The following is a 21,827-nucleotide window of genomic DNA, read 5'->3' on the forward strand; positions in this document are numbered from 1 at the left end:
CACACTCCCCACACTCCCCACACTCCCTCATCCCCCCATCTCCCCCTCTCCCTCATCTCCCACACTCCCCACTCCCCACTCTCCCAAACTCAAAGCCGCGAGGGTCTTCAAATCAGGGACTTCTAAATCAGGTTGACTCAATGCTGATACAGTAGCACCTGTTCCTTGTTGCCCTGCTCGACGGTTCACCCAGATTGTCGATAGTCCTAAAGATTTGGCTGTAACAATATCATGATAAACACTAGCCGCAACGTGTAATATCTCTTCCAAGGGTAGATTAATTCTCTCAATAGCAACTTTGAAGTTATTTAAGGAAGGTTTGTAACTTTTTACTTGTTGTGCCGTGATGATTTCATCGAATTCCACCTCCAAATGCTTTGCTGAAAAAGCGAATAAATCGTCATCTATATTTGATATGATTACCAGCCCGAACTTTTGCTTGAGAGTTTTAAGTGCCTCAACTGTATCTGGGAAAGGTTGCCAATACTGAATTGAATCAGGAAGTGAATTTATCTGGTCATTAGTTGGCTCAAATCCAATTTTTTCACCAAGTTTTTCGACCACTCTGTGCAAAACTTCTCGATACTTGATAAATTCTCCTTGTTGGATTTCTGCTTCTAACTGGGCAAAAAGTTCCAAAATTTGATTGTCATCTAAGTTTTGGTTGTGTGACAGCAGCACAGGCTTGAGGGCCCCTAAAATACCACTCTCCCAATCGATTAAGGTTCCATAACAATCGAAGGTTAAAGCTTTGTACTTATTGAAGTCAATCACTTTTTTATACTCCAGACTTTGATTAATTGGATTGAGTTTTCAAAAGCCAGAAAGCAGATAAATTTATCTAATTTTACCTATATCTTGCGTTTTCAAAGTCTCTAAACATTTCTCTTCTAGATAAGTATGGTTTAAGTAGATACATTAGAAAATACCAAACTCTGTAAAGCTCGCTAAGTAGAACGGTGCAATAAAACTAAAGTATGTAAATAAAAATTAAGTATACGAAAACCCTTATCAATAAAGCATTCTATACGATATTGGTAATAAATATTTAGTTAAGGCTACATATGTGAGATAATGCTACAAAACACAGAAAAATATTCCTAAGATAGTTTCTATGGATGCTAAATCTGAGGATATAAAAGCAGATACTAATACAAAACTAGACTCAACTGAACAGCAATCTCATAGTAAGCCATCCAGACCTTTTTTGGTAGCAGAAGCAGTAGTTAAAATTCTAGAAAATCTGGGAGTTGAGTATGCTTTTGGTGTTTCTGGAGGTGCGATCGCCCCACTATGGGCTGCACTACACCAAAGTTCCATTCAGATGTTGCACTTTCGGCACGAGGCTGGAGCCGCTTTTGCAGCCACTGAGGCGTACTTTGCTAGCGATCGCCCAGTTGTAGTGTTCACTACCACAGGGCCAGGAATTACCAACGCTTTAACAGGATTGCTAGCTGCTCGTTGGGAGGGGGCTAAGGTGATTTTGGTCTCAGCTTCCACCTCCGCACCACAGCGGGGACGTTGGGCTATTCAGGAAACCAGTACATATACTATGCCTAGTGCAGGTATTTTTACTTCTGGTTCAGTATTTAATTACGCAACTACCCTTGAATCTAGCAACGAACTTCCAGAGATTTCTCAAAGGCTTGCCCTGGGACTAGCACAACCGGGAGGATTTGTAGCCCATTTGAGTATTCCTACAAACATCCAGACAAGTTCGCTAAACATATCTTTGCCACAAGTAAATCTGTCTCACGGTGTGGTAACAGTCACCCAAGAGACAATCGCCCAATGTGCCCAGTTGCTATCTGAAGGTTCTTTTGCGATTTGGTTGGGCTTTGGGGCACGAAACGCGGCAAAAGAAATTCGCCAGCTGGCTGAGAGGACTGGTGCTGCTGTTATGTGTTCGCCACGGGGCAAGGGTATCTTTCCAGAAAACCATCCTCAGTTCGTAGGTGTCACGGGCTTTGGTGGGCATGAGTCAGTTTTGAGATATATGCACGAGGAACGTCCAAGGCGTGTGCTAGTGCTGGGAACACGTCTTGGTGAATTTACCTCATTTTGGAACCCTTCGATGATTCCTTGTCAGGGGTTTGTCCATGTTGATATCGATCCCCAGGTACCAGGAACAGCATATCCAGCTGCCAAGACTTTTGCCATCCAGTCCGATGTGGGAGTGTTTGTCAAAGCTTTACTCAAGTATTTTCCTCATACTTCTGGAATCTCAAAAATTCAGTCTGTGCCCATACTTAAGGGCCATCTCATCAAGCCACATACTAACAGTTTAGTACGACCAGAATTCCTCATGAATGTAATTCAACAAGTAATTGTTGATGGCAGTAATGCATTAGTGATGGCAGAATCGGGGAATTCGTTTGCCTGGGTGATTCATCTGCTGCAATTTAGTACGCCAAATCGTTACCGCATCAGTAATGGATTTGGGTCTATGGGGCATTTTGTCACAGGTGTAGTGGGTGCAGCTTTGGCCGGAAATACCAAGGCTGTTGCCATTGTGGGAGATGGAGCCATGTTGATGAATAGTGAGGTAAACACAGCTGTAAAATATCAAGTTCCCGCCGTGTGGATTGTACTCAATGATGGACGCTACAATATATGCCAACAGGGAATGGCATATCTAGGGTTCAATGATGCGGATGGAAGCATTCCCCAGGCAGATTTCGTGAAGATTGCTCAGGGAATGGGAGCAGAAGGTATTCGAGTAGAAAGCGAGTCCGATGTTCAGGCAGCCCTAGAAAAAGCGATCGCTGCAAAAGGCCCATTTGTCGTAGACGTAATCATCGATCCCAACCAAATACCACCATCTGAAAGCCGTAATCAGAGTTTGATTTTACAAGGCGCTACAAATTATTAAGAGTAGATGATATATGGTTTATTCTCCAGTCGGTATTCGTGCGATCGCTTTAAGCCTTCCAAGTATCAAACGCACAAATGACTATTACATAGAAAAATACCCTCAAATGTTCGCACAAGCTGAACAAAAAAGTTTAGCAAAGCTGTTTTCGCTTGCGGGGTCTGCTCCAAGCAATGAATTTGATTTGGAGATGATGCCATATCTGTTAGACCCTTTTCGTGGTACTGTTGAGCGAAGGATTTTAAGTTTAGATGAGTCATCACTGACCCTAGAAGAGCAGGTAGCAAGAGACGCCCTTAAAGCAGCAAATCTTTCTCCCGATCGAGTTGAATTGATGATCGTCGCTTCAGTCTGGCCCGAACAAATCGGATTTGGTAATGCTGCCTTCCTTGCTCGTAAATTAGGTTTACAAGGTGCTGCTTGGAACGTTGATGGAGCCTGTGGGGTTACTCCAGTTGCACTGCAAACAGCTTGTGCTCTAGTACGCTCTGGAGAATATAAAAACGTACTGGTAGTTGTATCGTGCACTTATTCTCGGTTTTTTGATGAAAATGACACCCTCTCTTGGTGTATCGGTGACGGTGCTGGAGCTTTTGTAGTTGGCTCCCTTGAAGCTAATCAGGGAGTTCTCGGAACCAAGACAATCAATACAAGTATATTGTGTGACAGTTTATTTTCTCAGATCTCACAGGATGAACGCGGTAATCCTCTGATTCGTATGCAGATTGACAAAAGTGCAAATAAATTATTCCGTGAAACATCTGTAGACTTGCTCCGTACCTGTTGCCAGGGTGCTATCGCTGCTGCTGGTGTAACTCTTGACCAAATTGACTTTTTTCTTTTTCATACAACTAGTGCTTGGTTTGCAAGTTTCTGTACCCGTGTATTAGGTATTGAGCCAGAGCGTACAATCAACCTGTATCCTCAGTATGCGAATGTTGGCCCAGTAATCACTGTAGCCAATATGTATCATGCTGCACAATTGGGAAAAATTCGTGAAAACGATTTGGTGCTGATTTATGGATTTGGTGCTGCTGGTGCGGCTTCTGCAAGCATCATGCGTTGGGGCAAAGTGGCACTAGGTGTTGACTCTATCACAGCAATTAATTCAACAATCAAAGATGTCCAAAACACCAGCCTCCTTTCTTTTTAAAATTTTCTCTGAGATTGAAAGCAAGAATATTTAAAAGTTGGCGATACAAAAACAAACTCTACCAAGTCAAGTTAATTTTCGTCACAAACCATCGCTCCTAAATTTCTCAAAGAAGTTTTCTGAGCTTGAGTTATGCCTGTAACACCTGTTATGTTTAAACCTTGGTAGGGCCTTTGATTCTTCAAAGTTTTTATGCATTCACTAGTTTTGACATCCCAGATTTTTATAGTATCATCCTGACTACCACTAGCTAGAGTTTGGCCGTTCGGACTGAAGACAACAGACCAAACTAGTTGTGTATGCCCTTCTAAACTTTTAAGACATTTACCAGTGCTGAGATCCCACAACTTCACTGTTTGATCCTCACTACTACTTGCAATAATGCAATTATCTGGGCTAAAAGTAGCTGAATATACAGAACTGCCATGTCCTTTCAAGGTTTGAATGCATTGCCCGGTAGTAACATCCCACAGCTTTATTGTTTGGTCACTACTGGCACTTGCTAACATACTACTGTCGGCACTATACGCTATTGACCATACTAAGTCATCATGTCCTTTCAAGGTTTGAATGCATTGCCCAGTGTTGACATCCCACAGCTTTATTGTTTGGTCAATACTACCACTTGCTAAGATTTGGCCGTTGAGATTGAAAGCAACAGACCACACTTTATCAAGATGTCCTTTCAAAGTTTGAATGCATTGCCCAGTGTTGACATCCCACAGTTTTACTGTATGGTCATCACTACCACTGGCAATGATTTGACAGTTTGGACTGAAAGCAACTGATGTCACCCAGTTGCTATGCCCTCGCAAAGTTGTAAGACATTGACCAGTGGTGACATTCCACAGCTTTATCGTTCGATCCTCACTACCACTGGCAAGGAGTGAATTATTTGAACTGAGAGCAACTGATGTGACTCTATGATTATGCCCGCGTAAAGTTTTAACACACTGACCAGTATTAGCATCCCACAGCTTGACAATTTTATTGCCACTGCCACTCACAAGTGTGTGACCATCAACACTAAAGGTTACTGACCATATTCCACTACTGTAACCCTGTAAAGTCTTAAGGCATTGGCCAGTTCTGGCATCCCATAATCTTACTGTTTGGTCACTACTACCGCTTGCAATCATACAATTGTTTGGATTAAAAACAACTGACCATACTCTGCTACTATGTCCCCAAAGCGTTGCCCTACAAAAGCCAGTAGTAATGTCCCAAAGCTTCACTGTTTTGTCATCGCTGCCGCTTGCTAGTGTATTTCCATCCGGGCTGAAAAAAACTGAGTACACACAGTCAGTATGTTCTTGTAAAGTTTTGAGACATTGACCAGTTTTGATATCCCACAGCTTAACTGTTCGGTCGTAGCTGCCACTAGCCAGGGTTAGACCATCTGGGCTGAAGCTAACTGCCCAAATTCCACCTTTGTGCCCTTGTAAAATCTTCAGGCATTCACCAGTGTTAATATCCCACAATTTCACTGTTTGATCGTGACAGCCACTGGCCAAAGTTTGCCCATCTGGGCTAACAGTAATTGATGCAATTCGAGTGTTATTTCCATGCAAAGTTTTGAGGCATTCACCAGTGCTGATATCCCACAGCTTCACTGTTTGGTCTTCACTTGCACTGGCAAGAATGTTACCTTCACCGTTGAAGGCAACAGACCAAATTCCACCACTATGTCCCTGTAAGGTTGCTAGACAATACCCTGTATTCACCTCCCACAACTTGATCGTTTGATCCTTACTACTGCTAGCAAGCATATTTCCATTTGGGCTGAAGGCAACATCCCAGAGCCAATCTTTATGTCCATTGCAAACAAGTAATTGCTTTCCATCTGCCACTTGATAAAGGCAAAGCTCACCATAACTATCCCCAGTAGCTAATAGTTTGCCATCTGGGCTAAACGCCACTGAATGAATCCCACCCAGTGTTTCAGCAAAAACACATTTATTAAGATCCGCATGACTAAAATTTACATTATGCAAATTCATACTCCGCAAATCTGCTTGCCAAACAGTCAAATAAGAAAAATCATAACCACTTAAATCCATCTCCAAATAAGAAAGTAGATTCAGGATATTGCCAGCTGTATAACCTGGCTCTAGGGGCGATGTATCTTGGAGTTTTACTAGAATTCGAGTTAATTCATTATCAATTTTTCTTTTACTTCTTAAAGTCTTGAGCAATCCGTCTATAACTGGTTTGACGATCAGGCGAATTTGAGTATCCTTAACATAATCTTTACCCGTGGCCTTCATTAGAGCATGACGCCTGAATAAATCAATGTTTTCAGTGACAATCTCTTCACAAGCTTTTTCTATCAAGCTAGTAGTCACATACTCCATAACTACAGGTTGGAGGGTAAACAGCGATCGAGTTTTTTCGACCACAGGCTTAGCTCTCTCAATGAGCGTAGGCGAAGCCTTCTCGATTAGCGATCGCCTCCCCAGTGATTCTATAGCCTCTAGTAATTTTGCTTGTGGTATGGGTGATATAATATCATCCCGCAATTCTTTTAGTGTTATCGGCTCCTGATTAATCGCTAGCCAGTACATGATGTCCTTTTCTAAATCTGACAAGCGCTCAAATTGCTGCTCCAAAACATCACGAATGTCGCCAAAAACAGCCGTGTCTTGTTGTAAAAATTCAGTTACATTGCCATCAAAAATATCTTGAATTGTGGTGGCAACTATTTTCAAGGCTAATGGATTACCAGCATAGCGTTCAATCATTAATTTCCATTGATCTTCTGCCGCAGATAGTCCTTTGAGTTTTAAGATTTCTTGCCCTTCTGCTACTTTTAAACCACTTAATGCTAAAGAGCGAACAGGTAGCGCTTCTCCTTCCAGTAATGCTACTTCTTTAGGTTTTTCTCGACTAGTGAGCATTAAACAGCTTTGGTGAGTTGCTTCTCCTACCCGCCTGAAAAGCTCACCGTATTCCTCATATCCTTCTCGATAAACTCCAGCACGGCTACCACTACGGAGAATTGATTCTGCATTATCAAGTATCAGTAAACAACGATTATTTTGTAAATAATCAAGTAGGCGCGATAGCCGTTCGTTAAAGCTTTCTGGTAAATTAGCTTCTGTTTCTTGTTCGTCAGAGAGAAATTGAATTAAGTTACTGATAATAATTTTAACAGGTGGGGCTTCTCGTAGCGATCGCCAAATCACATACTCAAAGTTTTCTTGAATTTGTTGAGCAAACTTGACGGACAGTGCTGTTTTACCAATACCTCCTATTCCTAATAGTGTCACTAATCGACAATCTTCATCAAGAATCCATTGCTCTAAGCTACTCAGTTCTTCTCTACGTCCATAAAAAACTGATGTAAAGATAGCTTCTCCCCAATCTAGACGACTATTTGAGCTAGAATAATCGCTTTTATCTATTTTTAATGAAAAAGCCGAAAATAGCTTCTCAATAGTCTGTTTGTCAACCCCTCCTTCACGATTCAATACTTTCGAGATCGTACCTGAATATAATCCAGACCGTGCGCTCATTTCTTCTAGAGTGTACCTGTTTCCAAAATTTTCCTTTGCCTCTGACTGATGCTTCGCTTCTTTTATTTTTTGCAAACCTTTAATAGTAAGTGCAACACCACGCTTGCGTCTCCAATTCTGTAAAGTCATGTATTAATTCACCGTTTACTTAATCACCTGTGACTAAAAAGAATTATCTACGAGGTTGCTGTAGATATTAAGTAATATTTATAACCAATAAATAATCCCGTATTGTAGAGGATTTAAAAAAAGTGTAACGCCAAAATGTTCAGCGATCAAAGCTACATTGGGCAATCCAATGATTTATATAAGTCAATATCTATTCCTCTATAGACAATCTCATGTCTGGGGTATTGCTGACATCATCTGTTTAACTAAAAGCTTTTTGCATTTGGGTAATGCCAAATTAATTACGTGTGATGTTAGTTGCTTAATACATGAACTTTTCAGTAATTGGATTTGGACTCAAAGCTTAAGTTCAATCTTAAAATCTCGATTTTCACTGGTAAAGACCATTGTGAATTGGCAATCTTGATAAAGAAAGTTTGTAAATATTTAGTCTATCAATACAATGAGTAATACTGCTGTAGAGAAATTTTCTAGTCTAGCAACATCCACAAAAAAAAGGACGGCCAAACGAATTACCGTAAACTTGGCATTAGATGAAGCCGAGAACCTTGAAAAGTATTGCGAACAAACTGGTAAAACAGTAACGGATGTGATTGAGGAACTCATTCGCTCGTTACCATAACCTGAAGTTTTCACACTAAGTTTCAAAGATTCAGAATCCAACAATAGCCAAGGTTAAAGTTGAAAAGTATTCTCTGACTTTAAATTGTGCAATCTCAGAAAGATCTTTATGTCATTTTTTTTACACATGCACAAGCAGCTTCATAAAGGCGTACTGCACCAAGTGTAAGCGATCGCAGCACGCCATTGCTAAGCTGTTACACTTCACATCATCACTAACAAACTGCCAACTACTTCATTACTGGCAACGCTCGGATGAGTTCTCGAATCACATCCGTTGCTGGTCTACCAGTTTGTTCGCAATATTTTTCAAGATTCTTGGCTTCATTGGATGCCAAGTTCACAGTGATTCGCTTAACGGCCCATTTTTTGTTCATGCTCAAACAGTTAAATTGTATATTGATAACTTCAAAACCTGATTTTACCTTTCCGACTAGGAAGTAACCTAAATCTCGGAAGTGGTAAGATACCGCTAAAATTACGATAATTTGTAAATATTCTAGTATTGCAGTTGTACTTTATCATCCAATCGCATTTTTAATCACCTAAGTTTTTGCCTTACACACTGGGAAACTAGCGCTTTTTAGGTAAAAAACAACGCTCCTTGTTCAGAGGGGATAAGAGAATTTAGATTTAGAGCCTGGGGGCGTTAGTTCTAAAAATCCAGACACAAAAGCCAGATACCATTGTCTACTACATCATTAAAATATTTCAGTAGTATTAAATACTCTGCTCGCTGCGGTATCTAATTAATTATTCATATCCCCAATCTTGTTGTCTAACAATTTGATTGTCAATCCGCTTTACTCATTTCAATAACCTTACTCTCCTTGGACAAAGACTGTTTTATCGTTGTAGTCAGTTCCATAATTGAGGCTGAATTACAACTAATTTGCAATCAAAAATGTCCAAACAAGCCTTAACCTAAATTTGTACTAATTTTAACTCAATCTTTGCTCAAGCTGTATGCCTTAGTAAGAAGATTGTGTAGTAACTATGATAAAATACGGTATTCCCATCGGATTGCAGATGTATTATATCTATTGACACAAAAGTAAAAGCCAAATTCAAGGCTCTTACCATGAATTTTTTAGTGCGTTCAGGATTGTAGATTGATGAAACTGCAACATCCTGAATTTCACACACTTTCAGTTAACCAAATTAACTGGAGCCGTAAACTCATAAGACACATAAATGCTTATTGCATAGTAGGAAACCACCCGTCTACGCAGACAGCATGAAATTTGCATATTTTCTGTGGAGTTTCGTTACTAAACCTGAGGAGTAAAAATGCTTGAGGCTATCGGTGTTGCTTGGTTATTACTATTATTTGGCGATTTCCTATCTACATTCTTTTACCACGTACCAGAGCATGTTTTCGGTAGCCTTCATTTAAAAACGCACCACTCCTGGAAAAAGGACTTTCGTCACTACGCTATATTGACTTTTAATCCGCAAGTTCTTTTAGATGGGATCTTGGGAGCTTTGCCTTATATACTCATAGCAGTAGTTCTCTGGCCTTTTTCCCCCACTGGCGTTATTATTGGACTACTGCTTGGTCAATTTCATGTATGGTGGAGACACATAAGCGTCTTGGGTTGGCAAACTCCAAAGCCTGTAAATATTTTGTGCCAAATTCTATTTATTACTACTCCAGAGAGACACTGGTTACATCATCACAAAACTAATTTGGGTTTTGGCGACATTTTTACCTTCTTTGAACAACCTGCACAAATTTGGTTGCGCTGGCTACGGCTGCTGAGGCTTCGTTTCCGCTACTCTCGTATTTAACCGCAGCCAATTGCTTGACTAATAATTTTTTAGATCGGGCATAGGCCAAACACCGAGTGTTGACTGTTCACTATTCACAGTCAACAGCTACTACTGAATATTTTTCAAAACTCAATAGGATTGCTACAGTTTAAAGCCCCTTAAGCCTTCGGTTTCGCTCAGGGTTAAAGCCGAGCGAAGCCGAGGCTTTAATTTATATATGAAAAAAGATAAAAATATGTGAAACAAGATGGCGTAAGCCACGATGTTTCAATGCGTCACTATTCAAATCTGCTAATTTTAATTATGGGGTATCAAACTGTTGCCCGTTAAGAGTTCCCTCTTAAGCGTAATAGCAAACTAATTGCCCCTGACGCTGGGATTGCTTCCCTACACACCGTTTCGATCGCGATGAGAATATCGGCGTTGCGTAAGTTCTATAGCTGTAATAATCATTTTGCCAATTCCCTTCACATAATTTTCTATTGTGTATCCTCGTGTATAGCATCCAAGCTCCAAGGGCTATATTCTGAAAAATCCTATTTTTTAGGAGCGAGAGGCTTTTGCCAGAACGAACTAGAATTAGGAAACACCTAGTGGGTTCTTCTGACTTTTGAAATTAGGAGTGCATGTGTGCCCAAATCCCCTAAATATTTGCTGATTGGATCAACCGAGACTTACAGCGGTAAATCTGCAACTGTTCTGGGTTTGTCTCATCAGCTACAGCAAAAAGGGCTGAATATAGCTTACGGTAAACCGCTCGGTACGTGTTTGAATTCGTCTAGCGGAACTGTGATTGAAGAAGATGTTCAGTTCATCGCTCATAGCCTGAATCTGCCCGAAAACCGTGTTGCACCTATAATGCTGGCTTTGGATGAACTAAATGTGCAAAAACGCTTGCGTGGGGAGGACAAAACAAATTATCAGCAGTTGCTATTACAGCAATATTCGCAAATGTCGCCAGGAGATTTGGTATTGCTAGAAGGGCCTGGTGATTTGTCTGAAGGCAACTTGTTTGACTTATCTTTACTACAAGTGGCTGAGGTATTGGATGCCGGCGTCCTGTTAGTAGCCCGTTATAAATCGTTGCTTTCCATTGAGGCATTATTAGCTGTTAAGCAGCGTATGGGCGATCGCTTGATTGGCGTGGTCATCAATGATATCCCTGTGGCAGAACTAAAAGCGGTTGACACTCTGTTACGCCCATTTTTAGAACAGCGGGATATTCCAGTGCTGGGAACGCTACCAAACAGCGATTTACTCAAGAGTGTGAGTGTTGGCGAACTCGTTAAGCAATTAAATGCAGACGTTCTGTGTCGCAACGATCGCTTGGATTTGTTAGTAGAAAGTCTGGCAATTGGCGCGATGAATGTCAACTCGGCTGTGAAGTATTTCCGCAAACGCCGGAATATGGCAGTGGTAACAGGAGGCGATCGTGTCGAAATTCAGCAGGCTGCTTTGGAAACTTCCACCCAATGTTTAATTCTCACTGGGCAACTACCACCACCACCATTCATTCTCAGTCGTGCTGAAGAACTAGAAATTCCCATTTTATCTGTTGACTTAGACACCCTTACCACAGTCGAAATTGTCGATCGCACTTTCGGTCAAGTCCGTCTCCACGAACCGATTAAGGTTCAGTATATTCGCCAACTGATGGTTGAGCATTTTGACATTGACCGCTTGTTATCTAAACTCGGTTTAACTCCCGCAACGGCATTGTCTTAGGGCATGGGGCAAAACCCTTCGGGTAGGGAAAAGGGTAAAGGGTAAAGGGTAAAGGAATAAATTTAATCTTTCCCTTTCCCCCGGTTGGTGAGCTTGCCTGTCCTGAGCTTTGTCGAAGGGTCGAACCATACCCCTTTCCCTTTCCCCATTCCTATGCCCCTCATCCCCCCATCTCCCCATCTCCCCCAGGCGAAGGCACAGCAGGCTCATTGTCACCTCCCAAGCGACGGCGCGCTGTTTCCCTTCTTCCCTTAGCTGGAACGTGCTTAGTTGCAGCAGCTAATCCAAATACAGGCATATTTCCATAGACTGCCTCATATTTTCCCGGCTCGATTAAATAAGTTTCGTGCCAAATACCAACACTGCCATCAGCACCAACAGAGCGATTAAACCTTTGCCAAGCTTCTAGATGTATATCTGCGGGATTTCTGGCAAAACCCTCTAAATCCTCAAACGATCGCCAATACTGAATCAGCCCTACTCCCCGTGAGTAAATGAAACCTTCTCCCCCTAAAAATCCCTTTTCGGGATTTTGCCGGAGGCTGCGTAGCATCGGCGACATTGCCCTAGCTGTGGGAATCCATTTAGAAAAAGCAAACAATTTGTTAATCCTCATCCCAATCAGAAACACAACAAAGGGTTCATTAATCTCGGCGGTAAATCTTCCTGGCATGACTTGAGGCATGAGTTACGTTCCTTATGCTTTTGGATTATTATGCAATTAGTTGCATAAAAATAATTATATGCAACTAATTGCATAAGTCAAGTAGTGAATTAAAAATCATGGCATTAGCCCACGCGATATTAGCTGCTCTAATTAACGCCCCTTGTAGTGGGTATGATTTAGCAAAGCGATTCGATGGCTCTGTAGGCTTTTTTTGGTCAGCCAGCCACCAGCAGATTTATCGAGAGCTGTCAAAGCTAGAAGACCAAGGTTGGATTAGTTGCCAAACAATTCTGCAAGCAGGACGCCCAGACAAAAAGCTTTACAGTGTCACAGACTTGGGAGAACAGCAGCTAAAAAAGTGGATTGCTCAACCTTGTGAACCCACACCAATAAAAGATGATTTACTTGTAAAGATTTTTGCTGCTCGTGTTGCTTCTAAAGAGACGATTTTGGCAGAAATAGAGCAACATCAAAAAGCCCACCTAGAAAAATTGTCTACATACGAGAATTTAAAACAGCATTACTTTCGGAATCCTCAAAAACTGTCACAACCAGAACAATTTCAGTATTTGACTCTCTTGAATGGAATTAGTTACGAAAAACATTGGTTAGCTTGGTGCGATGGCGTCATTGAGTTATTAAAAGGGAACGGAGAACAGGAAATAGGGTTTGGGGATTAAGTGGATATGGGGCATTGGGCACTTGTACTGAGCGTAGTCGAAGTATGGGGCATTGGGCATTAAAAAGTCAAAAGTTCGTGCCCCGTTTCCTTTACCCAAGGAAGTTGAACCAAAAAAAGTGAAAAATTGTAGTGATGTCTAACTGGGTTTGCCTCGCACCTACACGCTCTTTGGTAGAATAGCTGGGTCGTTCAATATGATTATGTCTATCTTTGAGTCAGTCAACAGACCTTATTAACGTCGATACATTAGCGCAAGAACTGGCGACAATTCAGCAAACGGGTTCTAAAAGAATTGCCTTGCTGGGTTCTCGTCATGTGCCGATTACACATCAGAATCTTATTGAAATGATGACATATGCCCTGGTTTTATCGGGTAATCGGATCATCACTTCTGGTGCCATAGGTACAAATTCTGCTGCCATCCGGGGAGCAACTAGGGCCGATCCAAACTTGTTAACCGTGATTCTACCCCAAAGCTTGGAACGCCAGCCCTTAGAATCCCGCCAGCAACTAGAACAGGTAATGCATCTGGTGGAAAATCCCAGTAATGATAATCTGTCTCTGGCTGAAGCTAGTTACTTGTGCAACAAGGAAATTGTTTCTCGTTGCCAGCAATTAATTTGCTTTGCATTTCACGACAGCCGCACTTTGTTGCAAACTTGTCAAGATGCAGAAGAACAAAGAAAAGTGGTGACACTCTTTTACTTTGATTAGTCATTTGTCAAAAGTCCTTCGTCCTTTGTCCTAGTTCGTGGTAATCAAACTAAGCTGTTACGCAAACAAAATTGCACATTAACTAGTGAAAGTTGTCCTTTGTCAAAAGTTCTTTGTTTTTAGAAACACAAATGACTAATGACGATTTATACGGAAAATAGTGCAATATATAGGCGCATTAGCTTAAAGCACGTCTATATATTTGACTAATGACCAATGACCAATGACTAATGACTAATGACTAATGACTAGTGACTAATAACCAATGATAATTTTTTTGTACTCCATCGCTGCTGCTGCCGTTCTGATTTACGTGCCTTTTTTGGTAGTAGCTTATGCTCGCGTGCGTGTTGGCTACGATTTGTCTGCCCCTCGCGCTATGTTTGATAAATTGCCACCCTATGCTCAAAGAGCCACTTGGGCACATCAGAATTCCTTTGAAGCGTTTATGGTATTTGCCGCAGCCGCATTCATGGCATACGTAACTGGTGTAAATTCTTCTACAGCAGCTACAGCTGCCATCGCCTTTGTGGCTGCACGTTTTCTTTACTCAATTTTTTATATTTTGAATATACCCGTTTTGCGATCGCTGATGTTTGGCATCGGCTCCCTTAGCTCTGCTATTCTGATCGTCCTAAGCATCATCCAAGCAAGTTAATTGGCCAAATAGGGCATGGGGCATGGGGCATCGGGGAGATGGGGGAGAGGAAAAGACAAGGGAGACAAGGGAGCAGGGGAGCATGGGAACAGGGGAGCAGGGGAAAAGGTTAAAGGTTCAAGGGAAAAGGAATAAATTTAATCTTTCCCCTTTTCCCTGGTTGGTGAGCTTGTCGAACCATACCCTTTTCCCTTTCCCCCTTCCCCTTTTCCCTTTCCCCCTTTCCCTTTTCCCATGCCCTGTTTGCCTAATTTACAATGTAAAATTCAAAATCTCAAATCCAAAATACTTTATGGCTTCTACTTTTTCCTTTGACATTGTGAGCGACTTTGACCAACAAGAATTGGTTAACGCTGTCGATCAAGTTGTACGAGAAATCAAAAGCCGTTATGACCTCAAAGATACTCAAACCACTGTTGAATTAGCCGATCAAAGCATTAATGTTAATACTGACAGCGAGTTTACCTTAGATTCTGTACACAATATCCTGCGGGAAAAAGCCGCTAAGCGTAATCTTTCCCAGAAAATCTTTGATTTTGGCAAAATTGAATCAGCAAGCGGTAATCGCGTGCGTCAAGAAATTAAACTCAAAAAAGGCATTAATCAAGAAATTGCCAAACAAATTTCTAAATTGATTCGCGACGAATTCAAAAAAGTACAAGCCTCAATTCAAGGCGACGCTGTGCGGGTTTCTGCCAAATCTAAAGATGACTTGCAAGTTGTTATCCAGCGACTAAAACAAGAAGACTATCCTGTGGCTTTGCAATTTACAAATTATCGGTAAAAGGGATGGGGCATGGGGCATGGGGCATGGGGCATGGGGCATGGGGTAAAGGCAAAGGTAATAAACCTTGCCTTTTCCCTTTTCCCTTTAACCTTTAACCTTTTCCCCTGCTTCCCTTGCTCCCTTGTCTCCCCCATCTCCCCATTCCCTTTTACGTTCTCGCACCAATTGTTCTTTGAAATGCCGGACGGTCAGCTAATTGTTTCATGTAATTCGAGACGGCTGGGTAAGGGCTGAAGTCTAGTTTCAAAATCATGGGAATGTAGTTCAGAATAGACCCCACTGCCACATCGGCAACTGTGAATTCATTACCCAGCAAAAAAGGTTGTTTGCTGAAAATTTCATTTAACGTACTCAACAAACGAGATAATTGGCGATCGCGATTTGTTTCTACCACAATTGCAGTACTGAGGGTGGAATTGGCAAATAACACCCACTGGTAAATTACAGCACGTTCTTCTAGTGAAACTGGAACTTTTTCATACTTCTCTGCCAAATAAAGCAAAATTGCGCCAGATTCCCAAAGCTGAAAATCTCCATCAACAATTGCTGGAACTCTTGCAAAAGCATTAATTTTCAAATACTCAGGCTGTAGGTGTTCGCCCGCTTGCATATCAAGTTTGACAAATTCATAGGGAATTTCTAATTCCTCTAGATACCAATGAACAATCGATGCTCGACTACGAGCGCCTCCATAAAGTTTTAGCATAATTACCTAAAGAACTTTGTGAGTGTGAGAATGCTGCTTAACGTTATCTTCTTTAGTCACAACTCTATTGGCATTTAATACCCGCTTGCGGTCAACGGAATACTTAAATTCCGTGTAGGTCGTACCTAAAGGAATTAAAGATTTTGCAGATTCACGACGCTTGTAAGTACGAGCTGCGGCAAACAAACGTGGGATAAATTCTTCACCGAACTGGGCTGAGTCTGGGAAGCCATCTGGTACGAGTTGTGAATCGCCATCGAGTACAGATCCCAAAGTTGTTGCACAAGCGAGCTTATAAGAGGTAGGAATGCCCTTTAACAAAGCTTCCAAAGCCGCAGAGGGAATTGGTTCTATCACTTCGATTTGATGAACTTCTCCATCTTCCTTGATAAAGCAGGTGGCCAAACCGATGACAATGTAATCATCGGCTGCTAAATCGGGAGCATTGGGATAAGAAATTGCAGTTGTCATCAGAAAATTTCTCAAAATTTAGGGATTGGGGACTGGGGACTAGTAATAAAGGAATAAACAACTTGTTGGCATTTTACCAACTTGTCGCTGTCACTACGTTCTACATAGGGACGGGAATAAGAATAGCATTGCAAATGTTTCAAAAGCTTAGAAATACAGGATTTTTAATTTTTGACTGGTCTTGCCTGATTTGGGTGGGAACTAACAACAATTTTTTCAATCCCCAGTCCCCAACCATTTTTCACTCCAGGAAAAATTTTTCTTGGCTATTTCTGGAATTCATCTTAGGGATCGAGTATCCATGATTAGGTTTGAGGAGCAATTGTCTATTTAAGCGTCAATTTCCACTTGTGTGAGTAGTTTAAGTTCTCTCTTGAGATGGCTTTCAGGTGATATTAAATACTCTCAAAATCAACATAGTGGGAAAGTTAGTCACAAATAAAACTAGAATTTTATTCCATATAGTACGTATTTTAGGCCTAAAAAGATGAATACTAACTCATTTTTAGCTTCCGGCGACCATCAAAGCAATCAATATAAAAAACTGATCGTCAATAAAATAAATAATCATCAAAATCAGCCAACAAATCATTGCAGTGAATTAGCAGACAGCGACTTACGGTCTTATGCTTTGGAGTTGGCTCAAGAAGGAAATTATACTGAGGCGATCGCACTTTTAAACCAACTAATTTTTCGCTATCCCTACAATGCAATTAATTACAACAACCGGGGGCTAATTTATTTCCAAAGTAGTGAAATGCAAAAAGCTTTGCGTGATTATAATACTGCCCTGGAACTGAATCCTTATTTAGCCAGCGCTTATAACAATCGAGCAAATTATTATGCTGCTTGTGGAGAATTAGCACTAGCACTTGCTGACTATGATGAAGCGATTAATTTAAATCCTCGTTACGTCCGGGCATGGATTAACAGAGGCATTACCTTGCGTGACTTGGGCCAATACGAAGAGGCGATTGAAAATTTTGAGGTAGCACTGCTTTTCGGTCAATTAGAAGGTCATATTTGGGCTGAACGTGGCAGAACTTACCATCTTTGGGGTGACTGGAATTGTGCGATCGCTGATTATCGTCGCGCCCTTACTCAACTACCTCCTGTAAACAACCGTAAAGATGTTACTGGTTATCGCTTGCGTTTACAGATTGAAAATTGGCTTCACGATTTGCTATCTCCTGGGCGTCCTAATTGGTAGATGAACCATTCTGGTAAATTATAAAACTCTCAAAATAAATTCTTCATTTTGAATTTTAAATTGGAGTATTGCGACGCTATTAGTTATTACCAATAATATAAATTTTCGCCCAGTTTATACTTAGCTAAAATCACAAGAAACAGAATAATCCCAAATTCGATATTTATGTTAGGGTAATAAATCTGTTTGTTCGATGACTCTGCCATCTTGATTCATCAGCACGACTCGACGCTGGCGGGGATCGAATCTGTACCCTTGTTGTTGCATAATACTTTTAGCTTGTTGGGGATCGAAGTTACGGCTAAATTCTGCCTGTAAATTGTTGACATGTGTTTCTATGAGCTTGACCTCAGTACTGATTTCTCGCAACTTTTCTTGCTGTGACCAGTGATAAGGCAAAAGTTGTGTCAAGGCAGATGCGGCGGCCGCTGTAATGAAAAGATTAACAGCTATTTTGGCAGTACTTTCCAATGCCATCACTTGGTAAGAACGTTGACGAAGATGCCGCTTTGGTCGAGGAATGATGCGGCGTTTTTGTATCGGTTGTGAAGGGGGTCTGGAGGGTTGAATCGCGTTCATGATCCTAAAAAATAACCTCTGTGAGTGAAGTGAAGCACCATCAAGAGCGCTGTTAGCTTTCTTCTCTACAAGACGCTTCCTTTGGGAAGCGTTTACCTATGTTGAGCGTTCAGGAAGAAGTAATGAGTAAGAAGTAGTACTGATGAATCTTCTCATTCACGTCTTTTAACTTGACTCAGCACTTGTGAAGCTTGATTTAGCTGTCATCTTACTTCATTTTTGGAAAATAGCTACAAGTGCCGTACAAGTTAAAAAATAACCTGGCTTACGTAAGTGCATAAATCCATAAAGACTTTAGGCGTAAAGCCTGAAGCGTTTGGAAATTGCACCCCCGTAATGCCAGGATTATTAGCTTTTTAACTGTGTCACATCGTACCTTATTTGTAAAGTTCTGTGGCTAAACGCCAAGCGAGAACTCCTGGAATCAGTGCCACAACTAGAGCGATGTACACTTGGGTATCTGAGAGGGAAGACACTTGAGCGAGGTACAGAGTATCTAAGATAGGCATGGCTGAAATTCTCCTAACCTGAATAGATTTTGAACTGTTCGTTTACTACTTTTCCTTGTTTTGCCAGGTTCGTGGAAGATCTTGTTACAAGATGCAACAAAAGCAGTTAAGAGTCAGTAGTCATTAGTTATTATCCTTTAAAAAAATTCATTAATCTATGGATTTGTATTTGGGTATCGACTTCGGAACATCTGGCGCACGTGCTGTGGCGATTGATGAGAAAGCTAGCATCCAGGCTGAGGTACGATATCCTTTCGAGGATTTACCATTGGCTATGATGCCGAATTATTGGCAGCAAGCTTTGTTGGCGCTGCTGGAACAAATACCCCAGGGATTGCGGCGAGAAATTAAAGCGATCGCCATTAATGGTACTTCTTCCACTGTCTTGCTGGTGGATGCTGCTGGCAAACCAATAGATGCACCGCTATTGTACAACGATGCACGGGGATCGTCTGTGCTAAATGATTTAAAGAGCGTAGCGCCCCCCAATCATACCGTGTTAAGCGCCACCTCTAGCCTGAGCAAACTCATTTGGATGCAGCAATTACCTTCTTTTAGTCAAGCTAGATATTTCCTACATCAAGCAGATTGGCTGGGGTTTCTGCTGCATGGTTATTTAGGCATTAGCGACTACCATAACGCCTTAAAACTCGGTTATGACGTGGAAGAATTGAAATATCCACAATGGATGGAAAAGTTGCAAATACCCATTCAATTACCCAGAATTTTGCCACCTGGTACTCCCGTTGCAGAATTACGTTGTGAAATTGCAGATAACTTTGGTTTTCGGCGTGATTGTTTGGTATGTACTGGTACAACTGATAGTATTGCCGCTTTTCTTGCCAGTGGGGCAAAATTACCTGGTGAAGCCGTGACTTCCTTAGGTTCCACCTTAGTAGTGAAATTATTGAGTCGTACCCGTATAGAGGATGCGCGATATGGAATTTACAGCCATCGTTTGGGTAAATTGTGGTTGACTGGCGGTGCTTCTAATACTGGGGGTGCAGTGCTACAGCAATTTTTTAGCAACTCCGAACTAGTCAGCCTCAGCCATAAAATTGATGCATCACAAACCAGCGGACTAGATTATTATCCATTGTTGAAAGCAGGCGATCGCTTTCCCATTAACGATCCCCATTTACCCCCAAGATTGGAACCACGTCCAGAAAATCCAGTGGAATTTCTACATGGATTGTTAGAAAGTATTGCCCGCATCGAAACAAAAGGGTATGAATTATTACAAAAAATGGGTGCAGGCAAATTGACTCGCGTTTATACTGCCGGCGGTGGCGCAGCAAATGACACTTGGACTGCCATTCGTGAGCGGTATTTAAAAGTACCCGTCATGCCATCAAAATATACAGAAGCAGCTTACGGTACAGCATTGTTAGCTATGGGAAAAGTAGGTAGAGAAACGGGGACGAGGGAGTGTGACGAGTGTGGCAAATGTGAGGAGTGTGGGAGATGAGGGGATGGGAGATGGGGGGATGAGGGGATGGGGCGATGGGGAGACAAGGGAGATGGGGTAGGGGAGAATAATAATTTCCCAGTCAACAGTCAACAGTCAACAGTCAACACTCTCAATTCCCTATACCCCACGATAGATATCTTTTAAATCAGTATCTATCCGGGTGACAATCAACGTATCTCGGCCGATACTGTGATTATTAGATACCGGACTATAGGATTCCAGGTTTCACGATCTGGGCAGCTATTCGGGGATTGGTGCTTTGCGAAAAGCGAATGTCATCTATCCCCTTTCCTAATGAATATTGCTGTAAGAAAGACTAATTAGACAGTAATTTTTATACCTTCACAGAGTGTTGCTGTGTCTGGTGCAACTTTGTGGTGAGTAAGAAATTTATCAAACAGAATACATACGTCAGTCGTCAGAATTCAGTTGTGTATTCTGTATGACTGGTGAATAGCGTTGGCTTTAGCGTCTCGTAGAGAAGCGGTAGCGAGTACTCGAACGTCGCGTCTTTATTCTGACTCCTGTTAGCGGTAGCGGGGCGTTTAGCCCATTCTGATTTCTGAATTCTGATTTCTGAATTCTTCTTCAACAAAATGCGATCGCTTTGTCATTCTCCTCCCCTCCCTAACCTCTGGAATGCTAACAAAGCAGCACCATAAGCAGGCTCAAATCTTGGATAAATCACTTGAATAAAAGGAAACTTATTAATTATCGATGCTGAAAATCTTTCATATATTTTAGCTCTACTTAGCCATACACTTCCCGTTGTCACTACTTCATAAATTGAGTCTGGACTAAAAATTGCATCAATTACTACAGATGTAGCTTTTACCAATTCTTTAACAGCATCATCAATGATATTATTAGCGACTTCATCACCTGATGCTGCGGCTAAATCCACAATTGGTGCTAAAGCTGCTATTTGTTTAACTCCCCATTGTCGCCGATATATTACTTCTATTAAATCTTCTATATTTTCCAAATTAAGATGCTCCTTAAAAGCATCCACTAAAGTAGTTGCTATCTCTCGTCCATCATAGGATTTTAATGCAGCATTCATCGCCGCAACGGCAATTTTATAAGCACTACCTTCATCTCCTAAAATATAGCCCCAGCCGCCGACTCGCTTGGTGTTTCCCTGCTGATTTCGTCCAAAAACTATGGAACCAGTACCTACAGCAACCACAATTCCCACATCATGGCCAATTCCGCCAACTAAAGCAATGAAAGCGTCATTGCAAATCACAATATTTTCTGGCTGTAATGCCCAATTTACAGGTAAATTTTTGCTATTTTGCAACTTAACCACTAAACTTTTTACTACTTCAATATCTGATGCACGCCCCACACCTGCCAAACCCAGGCATATTGCTTCAATAGTAATAGTCTTGATAATTTTTCTGGCTTCATTAGCGGCAGCTTCAATTGCCAATTCAATTGATTTAAAAGTAGCTTCAATACCTATACTTTGATAGTTAGAACCACCAGCTTCACCACGTCCTAACACTTGACCAGAATCATCCATCAACACACAAACTGTCTTACTACCGCCGCCATCTATTCCCAAAACATAAGGCATAAT

21 protein-coding genes are annotated in these 21,827 nt (G+C 41.4%); 11 read left to right on the forward strand and 10 right to left on the reverse strand.

Annotated elements, in window-relative coordinates:
* Nucleotides 1–27 precede the first annotated feature (27 nt).
* On the reverse strand, nucleotides 28–774 hold the full coding sequence (locus VF06_RS27135; protein ID WP_099070115.1) for a haloacid dehalogenase type II: 747 nt from the start codon (nucleotides 772–774) through the stop codon (nucleotides 28–30).
* A gap of 340 nt (nucleotides 775–1,114) precedes the next feature.
* On the opposite strand from VF06_RS27135, the gene VF06_RS27140 reads away from it, so the two are divergent.
* Together VF06_RS27140 and VF06_RS27145 are read left to right on the forward strand one after the other, a co-directional pair.
* Nucleotides 1,115–2,872: a ScyA-related TPP-binding enzyme gene (locus VF06_RS27140; protein WP_099070116.1), complete on the forward strand. Its 1,758-nt coding sequence runs from the start codon at nucleotides 1,115–1,117 to the stop codon at nucleotides 2,870–2,872.
* 13 nt (nucleotides 2,873–2,885) lie between these two features.
* A complete protein-coding gene (locus tag VF06_RS27145) occupies nucleotides 2,886–4,025 on the forward strand; it encodes a 3-oxoacyl-ACP synthase III family protein (RefSeq protein WP_099070117.1) in 1,140 nt (379 codons plus the stop codon).
* A 71-nt stretch (nucleotides 4,026–4,096) separates the two neighbouring features.
* On the opposite strand, the gene VF06_RS27150 is transcribed toward VF06_RS27145, so the two are convergent.
* On the reverse strand, nucleotides 4,097–7,669 hold the full coding sequence (locus VF06_RS27150) for a WD40 domain-containing protein (RefSeq protein WP_099070118.1): 3,573 nt from the start codon (nucleotides 7,667–7,669) through the stop codon (nucleotides 4,097–4,099).
* A 442-nt stretch (nucleotides 7,670–8,111) separates the two neighbouring features.
* Between VF06_RS27150 and VF06_RS27155 the strand changes: the two genes are divergently transcribed.
* Nucleotides 8,112–8,291, forward strand: coding sequence for a RepB family protein (locus tag VF06_RS27155; RefSeq protein WP_099070119.1), 180 nt, complete (start codon nucleotides 8,112–8,114; stop codon nucleotides 8,289–8,291).
* Nucleotides 8,292–8,520: 229 nt separating this feature from the next.
* Here VF06_RS27155 and VF06_RS27160 read toward each other — a convergent pair whose 3' ends face one another.
* Entirely contained in the window at nucleotides 8,521–8,667 is a 147-nt protein-coding gene (locus VF06_RS27160; RefSeq protein ID WP_096538967.1) for a ribbon-helix-helix domain-containing protein, read from the reverse strand.
* Nucleotides 8,668–9,580: 913 nt separating this feature from the next.
* Between VF06_RS27160 and VF06_RS27165 the strand changes: the two genes are divergently transcribed.
* Both VF06_RS27165 and VF06_RS27170 read left to right on the forward strand, forming a co-directional pair.
* Nucleotides 9,581–10,081: a sterol desaturase family protein gene (locus VF06_RS27165; protein WP_099070120.1), complete on the forward strand. Its 501-nt coding sequence runs from the start codon at nucleotides 9,581–9,583 to the stop codon at nucleotides 10,079–10,081.
* 612 nt (nucleotides 10,082–10,693) lie between these two features.
* Complete coding sequence (locus tag VF06_RS27170) at nucleotides 10,694–11,788, forward strand: phosphotransacetylase family protein (RefSeq protein WP_099070121.1); 1,095 nt, start codon at nucleotides 10,694–10,696, stop codon at nucleotides 11,786–11,788.
* Between the two features lie 160 nt (nucleotides 11,789–11,948).
* Here the strand turns inward: VF06_RS27170 and VF06_RS27175 are convergent, their stop codons facing one another.
* A complete protein-coding gene (locus tag VF06_RS27175; protein WP_099070122.1) occupies nucleotides 11,949–12,473 on the reverse strand; it encodes a DUF4188 domain-containing protein in 525 nt (174 codons plus the stop codon).
* Between the two features lie 98 nt (nucleotides 12,474–12,571).
* On the opposite strand from VF06_RS27175, the gene VF06_RS27180 reads away from it, so the two are divergent.
* From VF06_RS27180 to VF06_RS27195, 4 genes are all read left to right on the forward strand, one after another.
* Entirely contained in the window at nucleotides 12,572–13,135 is a 564-nt protein-coding gene (locus VF06_RS27180) for a PadR family transcriptional regulator (protein ID WP_099070123.1), read from the forward strand.
* A 212-nt stretch (nucleotides 13,136–13,347) separates the two neighbouring features.
* A complete protein-coding gene (locus tag VF06_RS27185; RefSeq protein ID WP_073641923.1) occupies nucleotides 13,348–13,851 on the forward strand; it encodes a DNA recombination-mediator protein A in 504 nt (167 codons plus the stop codon).
* Between the two features lie 265 nt (nucleotides 13,852–14,116).
* Nucleotides 14,117–14,509: an MAPEG family protein gene (locus tag VF06_RS27190; protein ID WP_099070124.1), complete on the forward strand. Its 393-nt coding sequence runs from the start codon at nucleotides 14,117–14,119 to the stop codon at nucleotides 14,507–14,509.
* Nucleotides 14,510–14,801: 292 nt separating this feature from the next.
* A complete protein-coding gene (locus VF06_RS27195) occupies nucleotides 14,802–15,293 on the forward strand; it encodes a YajQ family cyclic di-GMP-binding protein (protein ID WP_099072155.1) in 492 nt (163 codons plus the stop codon).
* On the opposite strand, the gene VF06_RS39595 is transcribed toward VF06_RS27195, so the two are convergent.
* From VF06_RS39595 to VF06_RS27205, 3 genes are read right to left on the reverse strand one after another with little or no spacing between them, the layout of a single operon-like run.
* Complete coding sequence (locus tag VF06_RS39595) at nucleotides 15,284–15,430, reverse strand: histidine kinase (RefSeq protein ID WP_143861679.1); 147 nt, start codon at nucleotides 15,428–15,430, stop codon at nucleotides 15,284–15,286. The two genes, VF06_RS27195 and VF06_RS39595, sit on opposite strands and share 10 nt — an antisense overlap.
* 14 nt (nucleotides 15,431–15,444) lie before the next feature.
* Nucleotides 15,445–16,002, reverse strand: coding sequence for a glutathione S-transferase family protein (locus VF06_RS27200; protein WP_099072154.1), 558 nt, complete (start codon nucleotides 16,000–16,002; stop codon nucleotides 15,445–15,447).
* 6 nt (nucleotides 16,003–16,008) lie between these two features.
* Nucleotides 16,009–16,473, reverse strand: a complete 465-nt coding sequence (locus tag VF06_RS27205) for a hypothetical protein (protein ID WP_099072153.1) — start codon at nucleotides 16,471–16,473, stop codon at nucleotides 16,009–16,011.
* Between the two features lie 487 nt (nucleotides 16,474–16,960).
* On the opposite strand from VF06_RS27205, the gene VF06_RS27210 reads away from it, so the two are divergent.
* The gene (locus VF06_RS27210; protein WP_099072152.1) at nucleotides 16,961–17,683 is read left to right on the forward strand and encodes a tetratricopeptide repeat protein; all 723 of its coding nucleotides are present in this window, start codon (nucleotides 16,961–16,963) and stop codon (nucleotides 17,681–17,683) included.
* A 168-nt stretch (nucleotides 17,684–17,851) separates the two neighbouring features.
* Here the strand turns inward: VF06_RS27210 and VF06_RS27215 are convergent, their stop codons facing one another.
* A complete protein-coding gene (locus tag VF06_RS27215; RefSeq protein WP_099072151.1) occupies nucleotides 17,852–18,262 on the reverse strand; it encodes a slr1601 family putative cell division protein in 411 nt (136 codons plus the stop codon).
* Between the two features lie 377 nt (nucleotides 18,263–18,639).
* A complete protein-coding gene (psaM, locus tag VF06_RS27220; protein ID WP_099072150.1) occupies nucleotides 18,640–18,771 on the reverse strand; it encodes a photosystem I reaction center subunit XII in 132 nt (43 codons plus the stop codon).
* Between the two features lie 157 nt (nucleotides 18,772–18,928).
* On the opposite strand from psaM, the gene VF06_RS27225 reads away from it, so the two are divergent.
* The gene (locus tag VF06_RS27225) at nucleotides 18,929–20,239 is read left to right on the forward strand and encodes an FGGY-family carbohydrate kinase (RefSeq protein WP_099072149.1); all 1,311 of its coding nucleotides are present in this window, start codon (nucleotides 18,929–18,931) and stop codon (nucleotides 20,237–20,239) included.
* A 613-nt stretch (nucleotides 20,240–20,852) separates the two neighbouring features.
* Here the strand turns inward: VF06_RS27225 and VF06_RS27230 are convergent.
* Nucleotides 20,853–21,824, reverse strand: a complete 972-nt coding sequence (locus VF06_RS27230) for an N-acetylglucosamine kinase (RefSeq protein WP_099072148.1) — start codon at nucleotides 21,822–21,824, stop codon at nucleotides 20,853–20,855.
* Between the last annotated feature and the right edge of the window lie 3 nt (nucleotides 21,825–21,827).

Origin of the sequence: Nostoc linckia z4 (genome assembly GCF_002608075.1) — a bacterium.
Lineage (GTDB): Bacteria > Cyanobacteriota > Cyanobacteriia > Cyanobacteriales > Nostocaceae > Nostoc > Nostoc linckia.